The organism is Bacillus sp. JZ39 (assembly GCF_053903145.1).
Map to the genome: position 1 here is coordinate 1,631,907 of NZ_CP096389.1, position 16,842 is coordinate 1,648,748.

At 43.9% G+C, this 16,842-nt stretch carries 19 protein-coding genes; 18 read left to right on the forward strand and 1 reads right to left on the reverse strand.

What is annotated here, in order from left to right; all coding sequences use genetic code 11:
* The first annotated feature begins 8 nt into the window (after nucleotides 1-8).
* From fabD to ftsY, 6 genes are all read left to right on the forward strand, one after another.
* Nucleotides 9-962 carry an ACP S-malonyltransferase gene (gene fabD, locus M1D65_RS08525; RefSeq protein WP_456270837.1) on the forward strand — a complete coding sequence of 318 codons (954 nt, stop codon included), beginning with the start codon at nucleotides 9-11 and terminating at the stop codon, nucleotides 960-962.
* Nucleotides 955-1,695, forward strand: coding sequence for a 3-oxoacyl-[acyl-carrier-protein] reductase (gene fabG, locus M1D65_RS08530; protein WP_003232035.1), 741 nt, complete (start codon nucleotides 955-957; stop codon nucleotides 1,693-1,695). Before fabD ends, fabG begins: the two co-directional genes overlap by 8 nt.
* An 83-nt stretch (nucleotides 1,696-1,778) precedes the next feature.
* Nucleotides 1,779-2,012, forward strand: a complete 234-nt coding sequence (gene acpP, locus M1D65_RS08535; RefSeq protein ID WP_003154310.1) for an acyl carrier protein — start codon at nucleotides 1,779-1,781, stop codon at nucleotides 2,010-2,012.
* A gap of 139 nt (nucleotides 2,013-2,151) precedes the next feature.
* Nucleotides 2,152-2,901 carry a ribonuclease III gene (gene rncS, locus M1D65_RS08540; protein WP_003232030.1) on the forward strand — a complete coding sequence of 250 codons (750 nt, stop codon included), beginning with the start codon at nucleotides 2,152-2,154 and terminating at the stop codon, nucleotides 2,899-2,901.
* 100 nt (nucleotides 2,902-3,001) lie between these two features.
* Nucleotides 3,002-6,562, forward strand: a complete 3,561-nt coding sequence (smc, locus tag M1D65_RS08545; protein WP_032725688.1) for a chromosome segregation protein SMC — start codon at nucleotides 3,002-3,004, stop codon at nucleotides 6,560-6,562.
* Nucleotides 6,563-6,581: 19 nt separating this feature from the next.
* On the forward strand, nucleotides 6,582-7,571 hold the full coding sequence (gene ftsY / locus M1D65_RS08550) for a signal recognition particle-docking protein FtsY (protein ID WP_003232026.1): 990 nt from the start codon (nucleotides 6,582-6,584) through the stop codon (nucleotides 7,569-7,571).
* A 35-nt stretch (nucleotides 7,572-7,606) separates the two neighbouring features.
* Here the strand turns inward: ftsY and M1D65_RS08555 are convergent, their stop codons facing one another.
* Nucleotides 7,607-8,092 (reverse strand): Ig-like domain-containing protein, encoded by a 486-nt coding sequence (locus M1D65_RS08555; protein ID WP_003245834.1) that lies wholly within the window; start codon nucleotides 8,090-8,092, stop codon nucleotides 7,607-7,609.
* Nucleotides 8,093-8,269: 177 nt separating this feature from the next.
* Here M1D65_RS08555 and M1D65_RS08560 point away from each other — a divergent pair, with 177 nt between their 5' ends.
* From M1D65_RS08560 to M1D65_RS08615, 12 genes are all read left to right on the forward strand, one after another.
* The gene (locus tag M1D65_RS08560; RefSeq protein ID WP_003238590.1) at nucleotides 8,270-8,602 is read left to right on the forward strand and encodes a putative DNA-binding protein; all 333 of its coding nucleotides are present in this window, start codon (nucleotides 8,270-8,272) and stop codon (nucleotides 8,600-8,602) included.
* Nucleotides 8,603-8,615: 13 nt separating this feature from the next.
* Nucleotides 8,616-9,956, forward strand: coding sequence for a signal recognition particle protein (gene ffh / locus M1D65_RS08565; protein WP_014113771.1), 1,341 nt, complete (start codon nucleotides 8,616-8,618; stop codon nucleotides 9,954-9,956).
* Nucleotides 9,957-10,061: 105 nt separating this feature from the next.
* Nucleotides 10,062-10,334 carry a 30S ribosomal protein S16 gene (gene rpsP / locus M1D65_RS08570; protein ID WP_003220815.1) on the forward strand — a complete coding sequence of 91 codons (273 nt, stop codon included), beginning with the start codon at nucleotides 10,062-10,064 and terminating at the stop codon, nucleotides 10,332-10,334.
* Nucleotides 10,334-10,579 carry a KH domain-containing protein gene (locus M1D65_RS08575; RefSeq protein ID WP_014476792.1) on the forward strand — a complete coding sequence of 82 codons (246 nt, stop codon included), beginning with the start codon at nucleotides 10,334-10,336 and terminating at the stop codon, nucleotides 10,577-10,579. Before rpsP ends, M1D65_RS08575 begins: the two co-directional genes overlap by 1 nt.
* Nucleotides 10,580-10,700: 121 nt before the next feature.
* Entirely contained in the window at nucleotides 10,701-11,087 is a 387-nt protein-coding gene (locus M1D65_RS08580; protein WP_014476793.1) for a YlqD family protein, read from the forward strand.
* A 4-nt stretch (nucleotides 11,088-11,091) separates the two neighbouring features.
* Nucleotides 11,092-11,616 carry a ribosome maturation factor RimM gene (gene rimM / locus M1D65_RS08585; RefSeq protein ID WP_003232013.1) on the forward strand — a complete coding sequence of 175 codons (525 nt, stop codon included), beginning with the start codon at nucleotides 11,092-11,094 and terminating at the stop codon, nucleotides 11,614-11,616.
* Entirely contained in the window at nucleotides 11,613-12,344 is a 732-nt protein-coding gene (gene trmD / locus M1D65_RS08590; protein WP_003232011.1) for a tRNA (guanosine(37)-N1)-methyltransferase TrmD, read from the forward strand. The genes rimM and trmD overlap by 4 nt, the downstream gene beginning before the upstream one ends.
* Nucleotides 12,345-12,483: 139 nt before the next feature.
* On the forward strand, nucleotides 12,484-12,831 hold the full coding sequence (gene rplS / locus M1D65_RS08595) for a 50S ribosomal protein L19 (protein WP_003220825.1): 348 nt from the start codon (nucleotides 12,484-12,486) through the stop codon (nucleotides 12,829-12,831).
* Between the two features lie 142 nt (nucleotides 12,832-12,973).
* Nucleotides 12,974-13,822: a ribosome biogenesis GTPase YlqF gene (gene ylqF, locus M1D65_RS08600; protein ID WP_003232007.1), complete on the forward strand. Its 849-nt coding sequence runs from the start codon at nucleotides 12,974-12,976 to the stop codon at nucleotides 13,820-13,822.
* Between the two features lie 70 nt (nucleotides 13,823-13,892).
* On the forward strand, nucleotides 13,893-14,660 hold the full coding sequence (gene rnhB / locus M1D65_RS08605) for a ribonuclease HII (RefSeq protein WP_161621571.1): 768 nt from the start codon (nucleotides 13,893-13,895) through the stop codon (nucleotides 14,658-14,660).
* Between the two features lie 31 nt (nucleotides 14,661-14,691).
* Nucleotides 14,692-16,422: a hypothetical protein gene (locus M1D65_RS08610; protein ID WP_456270838.1), complete on the forward strand. Its 1,731-nt coding sequence runs from the start codon at nucleotides 14,692-14,694 to the stop codon at nucleotides 16,420-16,422.
* Nucleotides 16,419-16,700: a FlhB-like flagellar biosynthesis protein gene (locus M1D65_RS08615; RefSeq protein ID WP_003232001.1), complete on the forward strand. Its 282-nt coding sequence runs from the start codon at nucleotides 16,419-16,421 to the stop codon at nucleotides 16,698-16,700. Before M1D65_RS08610 ends, M1D65_RS08615 begins: the two co-directional genes overlap by 4 nt.
* Nucleotides 16,701-16,842 lie beyond the last annotated feature (142 nt).

Below are 16,842 nucleotides of genomic sequence, written 5' to 3' on the forward strand. Positions count from 1 at the left end.
TTTACATCATGAGTAAGATTGCATTTTTATTCCCTGGTCAGGGATCACAATTTATCGGCATGGGAAAAGAGCTTTATGAGCAGGTGCCTGCTGCAAAGCGTCTGTTTGATGAAGCCGATGAAACGTTGGAAACAAAACTCAGCTCGCTTATTTTTGAGGGGGATGCTGAAGAATTAACACTTACATACAATGCGCAGCCTGCTTTGCTTACGACAAGCATCGCTGTTCTTGAGAAATTTAAAGAATCTGGCATTACACCTGATTTCACAGCAGGACACAGCCTTGGTGAATATTCTGCACTGGTTGCGGCTGGCGCTCTGTCTTTCAAAGATGCTGTTTATACCGTCAGAAAACGCGGAGAGTTTATGAATGAAGCGGTACCGGCTGGCGAAGGAGCAATGGCTGCGATTCTCGGCATGGATGCTGAAGCATTAAAGCAAGTAACCGATAAAGTCACAGAGGAAGGCAACCTTGTACAGCTTGCGAATCTCAACTGTCCTGGCCAAATCGTCATTTCCGGAACAGCTAAAGGGGTTGAGCTTGCATCTGAACTGGCAAAAGAGAACGGCGCAAAACGCGTAATTCCGCTTGAAGTAAGCGGTCCGTTCCATTCTGAACTGATGAAACCGGCTGCTGAAAAGCTGAAAGAGGTATTGGACGCCTGTGACATAAAAGACGCTGACATTGCGGTCATCTCAAATGTTTCTGCTGACGTGATGACTGAAAAAGCAGATATCAAAGAAAAACTTATTGAGCAGCTTTACTCTCCGGTTCGTTTTGAGGAAAGCATTAACAAGCTGATCGCAGAGGGTGTTACGACTTTTATTGAAATCGGTCCCGGAAAAGTGCTTTCAGGCCTTGTGAAAAAAGTAAATAGACGGTTAAAAACAATTGCTGTATCAGATCCGGAAACGATCGAGCTGGCAATTCAAACGCTTAAGGAGGAGAATGATAATGCTTAATGATAAAACGGCTATTGTCACTGGCGCATCCCGCGGAATCGGCCGCTCAATCGCCCTTGATCTGGCAAAAAGCGGAGCAAATGTTGTCGTGAACTACTCCGGCAATGAAGCGAAAGCAAATGAAGTGGTAGATGAAATCAAATCAATGGGCAGAAAAGCAATTGCTGTAAAAGCGGATGTATCAAATCCCGAAGATGTACAAAACATGATAAAAGAAACATTGTCTGTTTTTTCTACGATTGACATTCTGGTTAATAATGCGGGAATTACAAGAGACAATCTCATCATGAGAATGAAAGAAGACGAATGGGATGACGTCATTAACATTAACCTGAAGGGTGTTTTCAACTGCACAAAAGCTGTTACAAGACAAATGATGAAACAGCGTTCAGGCCGCATTATTAACGTATCGTCTATCGTCGGCGTCAGCGGAAACCCTGGACAAGCCAACTACGTGGCTGCAAAAGCCGGCGTCATCGGTTTAACCAAGTCTTCTGCTAAAGAGCTCGCCAGCCGAAATATTACGGTAAACGCAATAGCGCCAGGATTTATCTCAACTGATATGACAGATAAACTTGCAAAAGACGTTCAAGACGAAATGCTGAAACAAATTCCGCTCGCGCGCTTTGGTGAACCTAGCGATGTCAGCAGTGTTGTCACGTTCCTAGCTTCAGAGGGAGCCCGTTATATGACAGGCCAAACGCTTCATATTGACGGCGGAATGGTGATGTAAGTTTTTTCTCGAAAATTTCATCATAGTTTCTCTAGTTTTTTAAAAACGAATCCACTATAATACTTGAGGGGAGGTGAATTGCTATGGCAGACACATTAGAGCGTGTAACGAAAATCATCGTAGATCGCCTTGGCGTTGATGAAGCAGACGTCAAACTTGAAGCTTCTTTCAAGGAAGACTTAGGTGCTGATTCCCTAGATGTAGTTGAGCTTGTTATGGAACTTGAAGACGAGTTTGATATGGAGATTTCTGACGAAGATGCTGAAAAGATTGCAACAGTCGGCGACGCTGTGAACTACATACAAAACCAGCAATAAGCTGATGCTAAAAGTCCCGCCGAAACGCGGGGCTTTAGCCCTTTATTCGTGCAGTTATTACAGCATGCCGCTTTTACGCGCGCTGTATCCGGTTTAGTCAGAGAAGCGCGGTGAACCTGATGTGCCTATGGAGGTTACTATGTCAAAACACTCACATTATAAAGATAAAAAAAAGTTCTATAAAAAAGTAGAACAATTTAAAGAGTTTCAAGAACGGATTTCGGTTCACTTTCAAAATGAAAAGCTTTTGTATCAAGCATTTACACATTCATCTTATGTGAATGAGCATCGGAAAAAGCCGTATGAAGATAATGAAAGGCTTGAATTTTTAGGTGACGCTGTTTTGGAACTGACGATCTCCAGATTCTTATTTGCCAAATACCCGGCTATGAGTGAAGGAGATTTGACGAAATTGAGAGCCGCAATTGTTTGCGAACCGTCTCTCGTTTCATTGGCTCACGAGCTGTCATTCGGCGATCTTGTCCTGTTGGGTAAAGGCGAGGAAATGACAGGCGGAAGAAAGCGTCCTGCTCTATTGGCGGATGTTTTTGAGGCATTTATCGGAGCCTTGTACCTTGACCAAGGATTAGAGCCGGTCGAAAGTTTCTTAAAAGTTTATGTGTTCCCTAAAATTAACGATGGTGCTTTTTCTCATGTGATGGATTTCAAAAGCCAGCTGCAGGAATACGTGCAGCGGGACGGCAAAGGCTCTCTGGAGTATAAAATCTCCAACGAAAAAGGACCTGCGCACAACCGTGAATTTGAAGCCATCGTATCTCTAAAAGGTGAACCACTCGGAGTCGGAAACGGCCGTTCAAAGAAAGAAGCCGAACAGCACGCTGCTCAGGAAGCTTTAGCTAAATTGCAAAAACACCATACGAAACAATAAAATCCCCCTTATGACTCAGGGGGATTTCAGTATGTATGCCGTCTTATTTCACCAATGTTTATGATAGAATTGAAATACTTATTACATAAGGAGGATCGCTATGTTCCTCAAACGTTTAGACGTTATAGGATTTAAATCATTTGCAGAACGGATTTCCGTAGACTTCGTTAAAGGCGTGACAGCAGTTGTCGGGCCGAACGGAAGCGGAAAAAGCAACATCACGGATGCCATTCGCTGGGTTCTCGGCGAACAATCGGCACGCTCTCTTCGCGGCGGAAAAATGGAGGACATTATTTTTGCCGGGAGTGATTCAAGAAAGCGATTAAATCTAGCTGAAGTTACGCTTACTCTTGATAATGATGATCATTTCTTGCCAATTGACTTCCACGAGGTGAGTGTCACAAGACGTGTGTACAGATCAGGTGAGAGTGAGTTTCTGATTAACAATCAGCCATGCCGCTTGAAAGATATTATTGATTTATTTATGGACTCTGGGCTTGGTAAAGAAGCATTTTCTATTATCAGCCAAGGGAAAGTGGAAGAGATCCTGAGCAGCAAAGCGGAGGATCGCCGCAGTATCTTTGAAGAAGCGGCCGGGGTGCTTAAATATAAAACGAGAAAGAAAAAAGCAGAAAATAAACTGTTTGAGACACAGGACAATCTAAATCGGGTAGAAGATATATTACATGAGCTTGAAGGACAGGTTGAACCTCTTAAAATTCAAGCTTCAATAGCGAAAGACTATCTTGAGAAAAAGAAAGAGCTGGAGCATGTTGAAATTGCGCTGACTGCCTATGATATCGAAGAGCTGCATGGTAAATGGTCGACTCTTAAAGAGAAAGTGCAGATGGCAAAAGAAGAAGAGCTTGCTGAATCGTCTGCTATTTCTGCGAAAGAAGCAAAGATTGAGGATACAAGGGACAAAATACAAGCGCTTGATGAGTCAGTAGATGAGCTCCAGCAAGTTTTACTGGTAACTAGTGAAGAGCTGGAAAAGCTCGAAGGCCGTAAAGAAGTCCTGAAAGAACGAAAGAAAAACGCTGTGCAAAACCAAGAACAGCTTGAAGAAGCCATCGTTCAGTTCCAGCAAAAAGAAACGGTTCTGAAAGATGAGCTTTCGAAGCAGGAAGCTGTCTTCGAAACGCTTCAGGCTGAGGTGAAGCAGTTAAGGGAGCAAGTAAAAGAAAAACAGCGGGCTCTCAGTCTTCACAATGAAAATGTCGAAGAGAAAATCGAGCAGCTGAAAAGTGATTATTTTGAGCTGTTAAACAGCCAGGCTTCGATACGCAACGAACTCCAGCTTCTTGATGACCAGATGTCCCAATCCGCTGTCACATTGCAAAGACTCGCGGACAACAATGAAAAGCACCTGCAGGAACGGCGTGATATTTCTGCGCGTAAAGCCGCATGTGAAACGGAATTCGCCCGAATTGAGCAGGAGATTCACAATCAAGTCGGTGCATATCGTGATATGCAGACAAAATATGAGCAGAAAAAGCGCCAATACGAAAAAAATGAATCCGCTCTGTATCAGGCATACCAATACGTTCAGCAAGCGAGATCAAAAAAGGACATGCTTGAGACGATGCAGGGAGATTTTTCCGGCTTTTATCAAGGTGTTAAAGAAGTGCTGAAAGCGAAAGAGCGCCTTGGTGGAATTCGCGGAGCGGTTCTTGAGCTGATTTCTACAGAACAGAAGTATGAAACGGCCATTGAAATAGCGCTCGGCGCTTCTGCTCAGCATGTCGTGACCGACGATGAACAATCTGCCCGAAAAGCGATTCAATATTTAAAGCAGAATTCCTTCGGCCGGGCGACGTTTCTGCCTCTTTCTGTTATTAGAGACCGCCAGCTTCAAAGCCGTGACGCGGAAACAGCCGCCCGGCATTTATCATTTCTCGGGGTTGCCAGTGAACTTGTCACATTTGATCCTGCGTATCGAAGCGTCATCCAAAATCTTCTTGGAACCGTTCTGATCACAGAGGACTTAAAGGGTGCAAACGAGCTTGCGAAGCTTCTCGGGCACCGGTACCGCATCGTAACCCTTGAGGGAGATGTTGTGAACCCCGGTGGTTCAATGACGGGCGGCGCGGTTAAAAAGAAAAATAACTCCCTCCTTGGAAGAAGCCGGGAGCTAGAAGATGTGACGAAACGGCTCGCTGAAATGGAAGAGAAAACAGCACTGCTTGAACAAGAGGTCAAAACCCTTAAGCAATCCATTCAGGATATGGAGAAAAAACTGGCTGACTTAAGAGAAACCGGGGAAGGCTTAAGGTTAAAGCAGCAGGATGTGAAAGGCCAGCTGTACGAACTTCAAGTTGCCGAGAAAAATATCAATACCCATTTAGAGCTCTATGACCAAGAAAAATCTGCTCTGTCTGAAAGCGATGAAGAGAAAAAAGCGCGCAAACGCAAGCTTGAAGAAGAGCTCTCTGCCGTATCTGAAAAGATGAAACAGCTTGAAGAGGACATAGACAGACTGACAAAACAAAAACAAACGCAATCCTCAACGAAAGAGTCTCTCTCCAACGAGCTGACTGAGCTGAAGATCGCTGCGGCCAAAAAAGAGCAGGCTTGCAAGGGGGAAGAGGACAACCTTGCCAGATTAAAGAAAGAGCTCACTGAAACAGAGCTTGCGTTAAAAGAAGCAAAAGAAGACTTAAGCTTCTTAACGTCAGAGATGTCATCTAGCACCAGCGGCGAAGAAAAGCTGGAAGAGGCAGCAAAACATAAATTGAATGACAAAACGAAAACGATCGAACTGATTGCATTAAGGCGCGATCAGCGCATCAAGCTTCAGCATGGGCTTGATACGTATGAGCGTGAGCTGAAAGAAATGAAACGTCTGTATAAACAAAAAACAACGCTCTTAAAAGACGAAGAAGTCAAACTCGGACGGATGGAAGTCGAGCTTGATAATTTACTCCAATACTTACGGGAGGAATACAGCTTGTCCTTTGAGGGGGCAAAAGAGAAATATCAGCTTGAAACTGATCCAGAGGAAGCCAGAAAGCGCGTGAAGCTGATTAAACTCGCAATTGAAGAGCTGGGTACCGTGAACCTCGGAAGCATAGATGAGTTTGAGAGGGTCAACGAACGGTACAAGTTTCTGTCGGAACAAAAAGAAGATTTAACAGAAGCGAAAAATACCTTGTTCCAAGTGATTGAAGAAATGGATGAAGAAATGACGAAGCGCTTTAACGACACATTCGTCCAAATCCGCTCACACTTTGATCAAGTTTTCCGCTCCTTATTCGGAGGAGGGCGAGCTGAACTGAGGCTCACCGATCCTAACGATCTGCTTCATTCAGGAGTCGAGATTATCGCTCAGCCGCCGGGGAAAAAGCTGCAAAACTTAAACCTCCTGTCAGGCGGAGAGCGTGCGCTTACTGCTATAGCGCTCTTATTCTCAATCCTAAAGGTTCGTCCAGTGCCGTTTTGCGTCCTTGACGAAGTAGAGGCTGCGCTCGACGAAGCGAATGTGTTCCGATTTGCGCAGTATTTAAAAAAATACAGCAGTGATACCCAGTTTATTGTGATTACCCACAGAAAAGGAACGATGGAGGAAGCGGATGTGCTTTATGGCGTAACCATGCAGGAATCCGGTGTTTCCAAGGTAATCTCCGTTAAGCTGGAAGAAACAAAAGAATTCGTTCAGTAACGAGGAAAGAGGTTAAAAGATGAGCTTTTTTAAAAAATTAAAAGAGAAAATCACAAAACAGACAGATTCCGTATCTGAAAAGTTTAAGGATGGCCTTGAAAAAACAAGAAACTCCTTTCAAAACAAAGTGAATGATCTTGTATCCCGTTACCGTAAAGTGGATGAGGATTTCTTCGAAGAGCTTGAAGAGGTTCTTATCAGCGCGGATGTCGGTTTTACAACCGTTATGGAATTAATAGATGAACTGAAAAAAGAAGTCAAACGCAGAAATATTCAAGATCCAAAGGAAGTCCAGTCAGTGATTTCTGAGAAACTGGTCGAGATTTATAACAGCGGAGATGAGCAAATTTCAGAACTGAACATCCAGGATGGGCGTTTAAACGTAATCCTTCTGGTAGGTGTAAACGGCGTCGGGAAAACAACAACGATCGGAAAGCTTGCCCATAAAATGAAACAAGAAGGAAAATCTGTCGTACTTGCCGCCGGAGACACTTTCAGAGCGGGAGCCATTGAACAACTGGAAGTATGGGGAGAGCGTACAGGAGTGCCTGTCATTAAGCAGACGGCCGGAAGCGATCCGGCGGCTGTCATCTACGATGCTGTTCATGCTGCGAAAGCAAGAAATGCCGATGTATTAATTTGTGATACGGCAGGTCGTCTCCAAAACAAAGTAAATCTCATGAAAGAGCTTGAAAAAGTAAAACGTGTTATCGAAAGAGAAGTTCCTGAAGCTCCGCATGAGGTGCTGCTTGCCCTTGATGCCACGACCGGCCAAAATGCAATGGCTCAGGCAAAAGAGTTCTCTAAAGCAACAAATGTTACCGGCATTGCTTTAACGAAGCTTGACGGTACGGCAAAGGGCGGTATCGTCCTTGCGATTCGCAACGAGCTTCACATCCCGGTTAAACTAGTCGGTTTAGGAGAAAAAGTTGATGATCTTCAGGAATTTGATCCAGAATCCTATGTGTACGGACTCTTTTCAGATTTAGTGGAAAAAGCCGACGATTAAGAAAAAGGCCCCAACATCTTGGGGCCTTTTCTTTTTTATCTTCTTACTTGATAGGCGAAATGATAAAGGCTGTTATCAGTGGATACCAGTCTTGACTCACCAGAAAAAACTCTGAATGGGATGATGTCATAGTAATGAACGGAAACAGATGTGTAATACGTGTAATACCCAGCAGCTGGCCCCAAATACATTGGAACCTCAAATGTTCCGTTTGCATCAGTCGTTCCTGAAGCAGTTTGTGTTGTGTTTCCGACCTTCGTGTCCGCTTCAAATCTTACGGGCGCGTTTGGCACTGGCTGTCCGTTTTGGTCGAGTAATTTGCCGCTTACTGTAATATTGTACTTGACTCGCCAATATTGACCTTGTCCGTAATTGATTTTACCGTATACCCCTCCATCTGTGCTGATATTTGTGATTGAGGCCTTATAAGGTGCCTCAGCAGCGTCTGCTTGCTGTGCCGGGAAACCTATTGTAAACAGGGCTGCCAGACATAACATAAACAATAAACCGATTTTTTTCATAAAAATCCTCCTTTAAATAGGGTTCATATACAATATCGGAATAAATTGGATGATATTTAGCGTTTTTTGGAAAAAGTTAATCGCCGCTTTGACAAGATAAAAACTTGACAGTGTCAATAAAACCGTGTAAACTAAGTTATCGTAAAGGGATTTGACTTAACAAAGGGGAGAGCTCAAATGTCACTCGAAAAGACAACGAGAATGAATTATCTGTTTGATTTTTATCAGTCGTTGTTGACGTCAAAACAGAAGAGCTATATGTCGCTTTATTATTTGGACGATTTCTCCCTAGGCGAAATAGCCGAAGAATATGAGGTTTCAAGACAAGCTGTTTATGATAACATCAAACGAACAGAAGCGATGCTTGAACAATATGAAGAAAAGCTGCTCCTTTTGAAAAAGTTTCAGGAGCGTAAAGAGATGTTTAATAAGCTGAAGGAGCTTGCTTCCGGTTCAAAAGAAGAGGAAGAAATTACAGCTCTGATTGAAGCGCTTGAGAAATTAGATTAGGAGGCGGCAAACTATGGCATTTGAAGGATTAGCCGACCGACTGCAGCAGACGATTTCTAAAATCCGCGGAAAAGGGAAAGTCAGCGAACAAGATGTAAAAGATATGATGCGTGAGGTTCGTCTTGCGCTGCTTGAGGCTGACGTTAACTTTAAAGTAGTCAAAGATTTTGTCAAAAAAGTAAGTGAACGCGCTGTAGGCCAAGACGTCATGAAAAGTCTGACGCCCGGCCAGCAGGTCATTAAAGTTGTTAAAGAGGAACTGACTGAGCTGATGGGCGGCGAAGAGAGCAAAATCGCCGTCGCAAAAAGGCCGCCGACTGTTATTATGATGGTCGGTCTCCAAGGTGCCGGTAAAACGACAACAAGCGGTAAGCTTGCGAATCTGCTGCGCAAAAAGCATAATCGCAAACCGATGCTGGTTGCTGCCGATATTTACCGCCCAGCCGCAATTAAACAGCTGGAAACACTCGGCAAACAGCTTGATATGCCTGTTTTCTCTCTTGGCGATCAGGTCAGTCCTGTAGAAATAGCTAAACAGGCTATTGAGAAAGCCAAGGAAGAACATTATGACTATGTCATTTTGGATACGGCAGGCCGCTTGCATATCGACCATGAACTGATGGATGAACTGACCAACGTCAAAGAAATCGCGAATCCGGAAGAAATTTTCCTGGTTGTCGATTCAATGACCGGTCAGGACGCTGTGAATGTTGCCAAAAGCTTTAATGAACAGCTCGGTTTAACCGGTGTTGTGTTAACTAAGCTGGATGGAGACACACGCGGCGGGGCTGCGCTTTCTATTCGCGCTGTCACAAACACGCCAATTAAGTTCGCAGGTTTGGGCGAAAAGCTTGATGCGTTAGAGCCGTTCCACCCTGAACGCATGGCATCAAGGATTCTCGGCATGGGCGACGTGCTGACATTGATTGAAAAAGCACAGGCCAGCGTTGATGAAGACAAAGCCAAAGAGCTGGAACAAAAAATGAGAACGATGAGCTTCACATTGGACGATTTTCTGGAGCAGCTCGGGCAAGTCAGAAACATGGGGCCGCTTGATGAGCTTCTGCAAATGATGCCGGGTGCAGGTAAAATGAAAGGCCTGAAAAACATCCAAGTTGATGAAAAACAGCTGAATCATGTGGAAGCAATCATTAAATCAATGACTGTTCTTGAAAAAGAACAGCCGGATATCATCAATGCCAGCCGGCGGAAACGGATTGCAAAAGGAAGCGGGACATCCGTACAGGAAGTCAACCGTCTGCTTAAGCAGTTTGATGAAATGAAAAAAATGATGAAGCAGATGACAAACATGTCAAAAGGCAAGAAAAAAGGGTTTAAGCTACCTTTTATGTAATCGGTTATACATGATAAAACCGTTGTTAAGAAAAAACACTTTACAAACACTTTTATCATTGTTAATATACTATCTTGTTGAAATATTTTCGGAGGTGCTAGTAAAATGGCAGTAAAAATTCGTTTAAAACGTATGGGAGCAAAAAAATCTCCTTTCTATCGTATTGTTGTAGCAGATTCTCGTTCACCACGTGACGGCCGTTTCATCGAAACAGTCGGAACTTACAACCCGGTTGCAAAACCAGCGGAAGTAAAAATTGACGAAGAGCTTGCTCTTAAATGGCTTCAAACTGGAGCGAAACCATCTGATACAGTTCGCAACTTGTTCTCTAGCCAAGGAATCATGGAAAAATTCCACAACGCTAAACAAGGCAAGTAATGACTGATCAACACTTGGAAGATTTGATTGTCCACATTGTGACGCCGCTTGTTGATCATCCAGATGACATTCGCGTCATAAGAGAAGAAACCGATCAAAAGATTGCGCTGCGCTTATCTGTCCATAAGTCAGATACCGGTAAAGTTATCGGAAAGCAAGGCCGGACTGCAAAAGCGATTCGAACAGCTGTATTTGCAGCTGGCGCACAGTCTTCTAAGAAAGTTCAATTTGAAATATTTGACTAAAAGGGAGAGGGCCGGCACCTCCCCTTTTTTTACACGCAAAAAAAGGGTAAACTGATAGAAGCTTAGGCAAAATAGAAAAGCCTGGGCGAGTAAAAGTTTTAAAAGCGGGGAGCTTGGTGCGATGCAAATTATTCACCGTGTAGCCGTTATGCAAGTCTTAACCGAGCGCAGCAAAGAAAAGCTTTTAGCTTCTTTTGCCGAAAAGAAACAAATGCTTGAACGAGAATGCAGCCAGCTCTATTTTCAGCTTAGAAAACATGAGAAAGAACAGCAAAACCCTGATATGATTGAACAATTTAAAAAGGCAATAGAAAAGCGAAAAGATGATATAAAAATCATCGATTTTCAAATTGCCCAAGTACATACATTGCCGCTTGGCAGTGAGTTGAAAGAAAAGGAAGTCGATGCGCTGCTGACGATTGAAGCCGGGGATGACTGGCATGAGAAAACAGCAGCGAACACCATCGTCATAAAAGACGGAAAAGTAATTGAAATTCGCCAGAGGTGATCATATGACAAAGCGATGGTTTAACGTAGGCAAAATCGTAAATACCCACGGAATCAAAGGCGAAGTGCGGGTGATTTCAAAAACAGATTTTGCCGAAGAACGATACAAGCCGGGAAACACGCTGTATTTGTTTATGGACGGCCGTAACGAACCAGTGGAGGTAACGGTAAACACACATAGACTGCATAAGCAATTTCATCTCCTGCAGTTTAAAGAAAGACAAAACCTAAATGAAGTAGAAGAGCTGAAAAACGCAATCATTAAAGTTCCTGAAGAAGAATTAGGAGAGCTGAATGAGGGTGAATTTTATTTCCACGAAATTATTGGGTGTGAAGTATTTACTGAAGAAGGCGAACTCATCGGAAAGGTCAAAGAAATTTTGACGCCTGGAGCCAATGACGTTTGGGTCATCGGACGAAAAGGAAAAAAAGACGCACTCATTCCTTACATTGAATCAGTGGTTAAACATATCGATGTCAGGGAAAAGAAAATTGAGATTGAACTCATGGAAGGGTTAATAGACGAATGAAAATCGATTTTTTGACGCTGTTTCCCGAGATGTTTGAAGGCGTGCTCGGCTCATCGATTCTTCAAAAAGCCCAGGAAAAAGATGCGGTGCAGTTTCAAGTCGTAAATTTCCGGGAGTACTCTGATAACAAGCACAATACTGTTGATGATTATCCTTATGGCGGCGGGGCAGGCATGGTTCTCAAGCCCCAGCCTGTTTTTGACGCGGTCGAGGACCTGACATCAAAGGCAGCCGCCGCTCCGCGTATTATCCTCGTATGCCCGCAAGGTGAGCGTTTTACCCAAAAAAAAGCCGAGCAATTAGCTAAGGAAGAGCATTTGCTGTTCATTTGCGGCCACTATGAAGGCTATGATGAACGCATTCGCGAGCACTTGGTAACGGATGAAATATCAATTGGCGACTTTGTTCTGACGGGCGGTGAGCTCCCTGCAATGATGATCGCAGACAGTGTGGTCAGACTGCTTCCGGGTGTACTGGGTAAAGAGGCTTCCCATATTGAGGATTCCTTCAGCACCGGACTTTTAGAGCACCCGCATTATACAAGACCGGCAGATTACAAAGGTTTAAAAGTGCCTGAAACACTCTTGTCAGGAAACCATGCAAAAATTGAAGAATGGCGGAATAAAGAATCGATCAGAAGGACCTACCTAAGACGTCCGGATCTGTTGAAAGACTACCCGCTTACAGAGCAGCAAAGAAAGTGGATTTCTGAATGGGAAAAAGAATAGATTTTATTGCATAGGCTATGAAATTGTGATAAGATACTACTTGTGGCTTAAGCGGGCTTATCCGCTGCAAGCTTGAAAACGATGTTCCGCTGTGCCGGTTTTTGTGGCCAAGAGCATCTGTTGGAAGGAGTTGAAAACGATGCAAAAACTAATTGAAGATATCACAAAAGAACAGCTTCGTACTGATCTTCCTGCGTTCCGTCCTGGTGACACTTTACGTGTACACGTTAAAGTTGTTGAGGGTAACCGTGAGCGTATCCAGATCTTTGAAGGTGTTGTGATTAAGCGTCGTGGTGGTGGAATCAGCGAAACGTTCACAGTTCGTAAGATTTCTTACGGTGTTGGCGTTGAACGTACTTTCCCAGTACACACACCAAAAATCGCGAAAATCGAAGTTGTACGTTACGGTAAAGTACGCCGTGCTAAACTTTACTACCTGCGTGAACTTCGCGGAAAAGCGGCTCGTATTAAAGAGATCAGACGATAATGATAACGAACGAAAAGAGCTTGTTACCTGTAACAAGCTCTTTTTTTATACAGAATTTGAAAATGCCGGACAGGCATCGTAAAATACATAAAGGACAACAATGAATCATGCATACTGAAGATAAAGGCGGTGTTCGTGTCACATGACAATTCAATGGTTCCCGGGCCATATGGCAAAAGCAAGAAGGGAAGTAACCGAAAAATTAAAATTAATCGATATCGTATATGAATTGGTAGATGCCAGAATTCCAATGTCATCAAGAAACCCAATGATTGAAGATATTCTAAAAAACAAGCCGCGAATTATGCTGTTAAACAAGGCTGACAAAGCAGATGCGGCAGTTACACAGCAGTGGAAAGAGCACTTTGAGAAGCAGGGGATCCGCTCTCTGTCTATTAATTCTGTAAATGGACAAGGGTTAAATCAAATTGTGCCTGCATCAAAAGAGATCCTCCAAGAAAAATTTGACCGGATGCGTGCGAAAGGTGTGAAGCCGAGAGCAATTCGCGCTTTGATTATCGGCATTCCAAACGTCGGAAAATCAACGCTCATCAACCGGCTTGCAAAGAAAAACATAGCAAAAACGGGAGACAGACCTGGTATTACGACTTCTCAACAGTGGGTCAAAGTTGGGAAAGAATTAGAGCTATTAGATACACCGGGAATTTTGTGGCCTAAATTTGAGGATGAGCTTGTCGGTTTGAGACTGGCAGTCACCGGGGCTATTAAAGACTCGATTATCAATTTGCAGGACGTGGCCGTGTTTGGTCTTCGTTTTCTCGAAGAACATTACCCAGAACGGCTTAAAGAGCGTTATGGCCTTGATGAGATCCCAGAGGACATTGCCGAGCTGTTTGATGCAATAGGTGAAAAGCGGGGCTGTCTCATGAGCGGTGGGCTCATCAACTACGATAAGACGACTGAAGTCATCATTCGCGATATTCGCACTGAAAAGTTCGGCAGGCTGTCATTTGAACAGCCGACGATGTAAAGGCGCGCAGAAATGCGGGTCTTTATTTTTTCTTGGCTGAACCGATACATACAGTAAGGGAGAAGAGAAAGTGAATACATTAACCGTAAAGGACATTAAAGACCGTTTGCAGGAAGTGAAGGATGCACAAGACCCATTTATTGCCCAGTGCGAAAACGACCCGAGAAAAAGCGTTCAAACGCTTGTAGAGCAATGGCTTAAAAAGCAAGCGAAAGAAAAAGCGCTGAAAGAACAATGGGTGAATATGACTTCCTATGAAAGGCTGGCAAGAAACAAGGGATTTCGCTTGATTGCAGGTGTTGACGAGGTCGGCCGGGGGCCATTGGCAGGACCAGTTGTCGCCAGCGCAGTCATCCTTCCAGAGGAATGTGAAATACTTGGGCTGACAGACTCCAAAAAGCTTTCAGAGAAAAAACGCGAGGAATATTACGAGCTTATTATGAAGGAAGCACTGGCGGTCGGGATAGGAATTGTAGAAGCTACTGTGATTGATGAGATCAATATATATGAAGCTTCAAAAATGGCAATGGTGAAAGCGATACAGGATTTGTCGGCTACACCTGATTATTTGCTTGTTGACGCAATGACACTTCCCCTCGACACGGCTCAGGCGTCAATTATAAAAGGCGATGCCAAAAGCGTGTCTATTGCGGCAGGTGCGTGTATCGCAAAAGTGACGAGGGACCGAATGATGAGCGCTTATGCCGAAACGTATCCCATGTACGGCTTTGACAAAAATAAAGGCTATGGGACAAAAGAACATTTGGAAGCTCTCGCTGCATACGGCCCAACTGAATTGCACCGCAAAACTTTCGCTCCTGTTCAATCTTTCAGATAAATCACCATGGACAAGGAGGCACCTATTTAAAATGAACATACGAAATGATGTGCAAAAGGCACTGCAGCACCTTTTCGGGCGTACAGCCGTCCCGCAGGAAACATCAAAAGTAAACGAAGCGCTAAACGGGGAGAAGCGTCTCCTTTTAGGAAAAGTGCTTCGTTTACTAGGAGATCAGCATGCCCTGATCCAAGTCGGCAATCAAACTGTTCAGGGAAAACTTGAAACCCAGCTTCGTCCTCAGGCATACTATTGGTTTTCCTACGAAAAAAAAACGGCAGAACAAGCAGGCCGTCTTCAGGTCGTTCAAAGCTTTGATCAAAATCCTAAAACCATTCAGGATGCAGCTGGCAAGCTTTTAAATGCCATGTCAGTGAAGACGTCAAACGCAGCTCTCATGATGACAGGAGCGATGCTGAAGAGCAAAACACCCGTAACAGAAAATGATATCAAAACAGCTGTCCGCTGGATGGACACGCTGCCTTCGCAAGACACAAAAAAAGCAGTTGAAACGGTTCTCTTCGCTTTAAAGCGTGATCTTCCCATTCACTCCGAGATTTTGAATGGTGTTCACGCTGTGAAATCACCTGTTCCGTTGCATCAGCACGTATCCCAGCTGCTACAGGCAATCGACCAAAACCCTCAGCAGAGCCAAATGATGTCAAAGCTAAAGGAAGCAGTTACGGTGCTTTTAAATAGTGAAATCGATGTCCATGCAGAACGGCTGATTGATAAGCTTATTTCTTTAACCGACAATACGAAAGCACCTTCTCCGACGAATACAGCTGGAAGCAGGGAGCTTAGCACACCAGCTGGCTCCCCCGGAAAAGCCAGCCTGCCGATTGCAAATCACACAGCAGAACATAGAAGCATACAAGAAGAGCCTGTTAAAACAGCAGCAGACATTCCAATTAAAGAAGCCCGCCAGCTGCTGGTGAAGCTGACGGAATCTGCTGAAAAAAACAGTCTCCAAATTGTGAAAGTAGCAGCAAATTGGATTAAAGCGGCTGCTTCATCGGGTGATAGTAAGTCACTTGCAGCTTCAGCTGTTTTACAAGCGGCACAAGTCACAGACCAGGAAGCCGAAGTCTTTTTAAAGGCTGTTCAGCAGACAGCACCCCATTTGGCGGATAAGGCAGATGTTCTTTCTTTCTTATCCAAAGTGAAAACGGCAATCGGCGCAAGGGACGAGGTTGCGTTCATTAAAGCGTTTGAACAAGGAAGCGCAGTCACATCTGGCGAAATGCAATCCATCAAGCTGGCTCTTTCTGCCTTAAGAGCATCGCATGAGGTAGCCGAACCAGTCAAACAAGAAGCCGATCAGCTTTTTCATAAATTAAATGGCCAGCTTTTCATGCAGCAGGACCATCCATCATACAGCCAAATTGTAATGTCATTTCCGATGTTTTCGAAGTCAGGGGTTCAGGACATGACTGTTCTGTTTAAAGGAAAGAAAGAAGCGGATGGAAAGCTTGATCCTTCCCATTGCCGCCTTTTGTTTTTGCTGCAGCTTGATACACTAAAAGAAACCGTCGTTGATTGCTTGGTACAGCAAAAAGTCATGACCATTACAATAGAGACTGATTTCGAGCTGCAGGCTGCGATCGATCCGATGGTGCCCGCGCTTAAACAGGGGCTAAAGGAAATGGGGTACAGCCTTTCAGGGGTAAACGCTAAAAAAAGGGTTCACACCGAAGAAAAGGCTTCAATCGATCAATATATAACAAGTATCAGTGATCAGGAAGTGGATGTGAAAATATGAAAGAGCAGACACCGATCAGAAAAGCTGTTGCTCTCCATTATGACGAACAAAAAGACAAGGCGCCGAGAGTGATTGCCACAGGGAAGGGCCATGTAGCTGACAACATTATCAAAGAAGCGAAAAAAGCAGGGGTCCCGATTCAAGAAGATCGGACCCTTGTCGAATTAATGCGCCATTTGACGGTAGATGATCAAATTCCTGAAGCTCTTTATGAAACGGTAGCCGAGATTTTTTCATTCATTTACAAATTGGACGAAAGCGTAAAAAACAAAAAATAGCTAAAATATTCCCCATCCTCCTTTGAAATTTATGTTTTTAATAAAGTAAAAGTTTGAATGTTTAGAAGGATTAAAAGATTTTGCATCGAACTGTAGACAATTCTTCCAGTATTATTATAGAATGAAAGCGCAGTCTATTTTA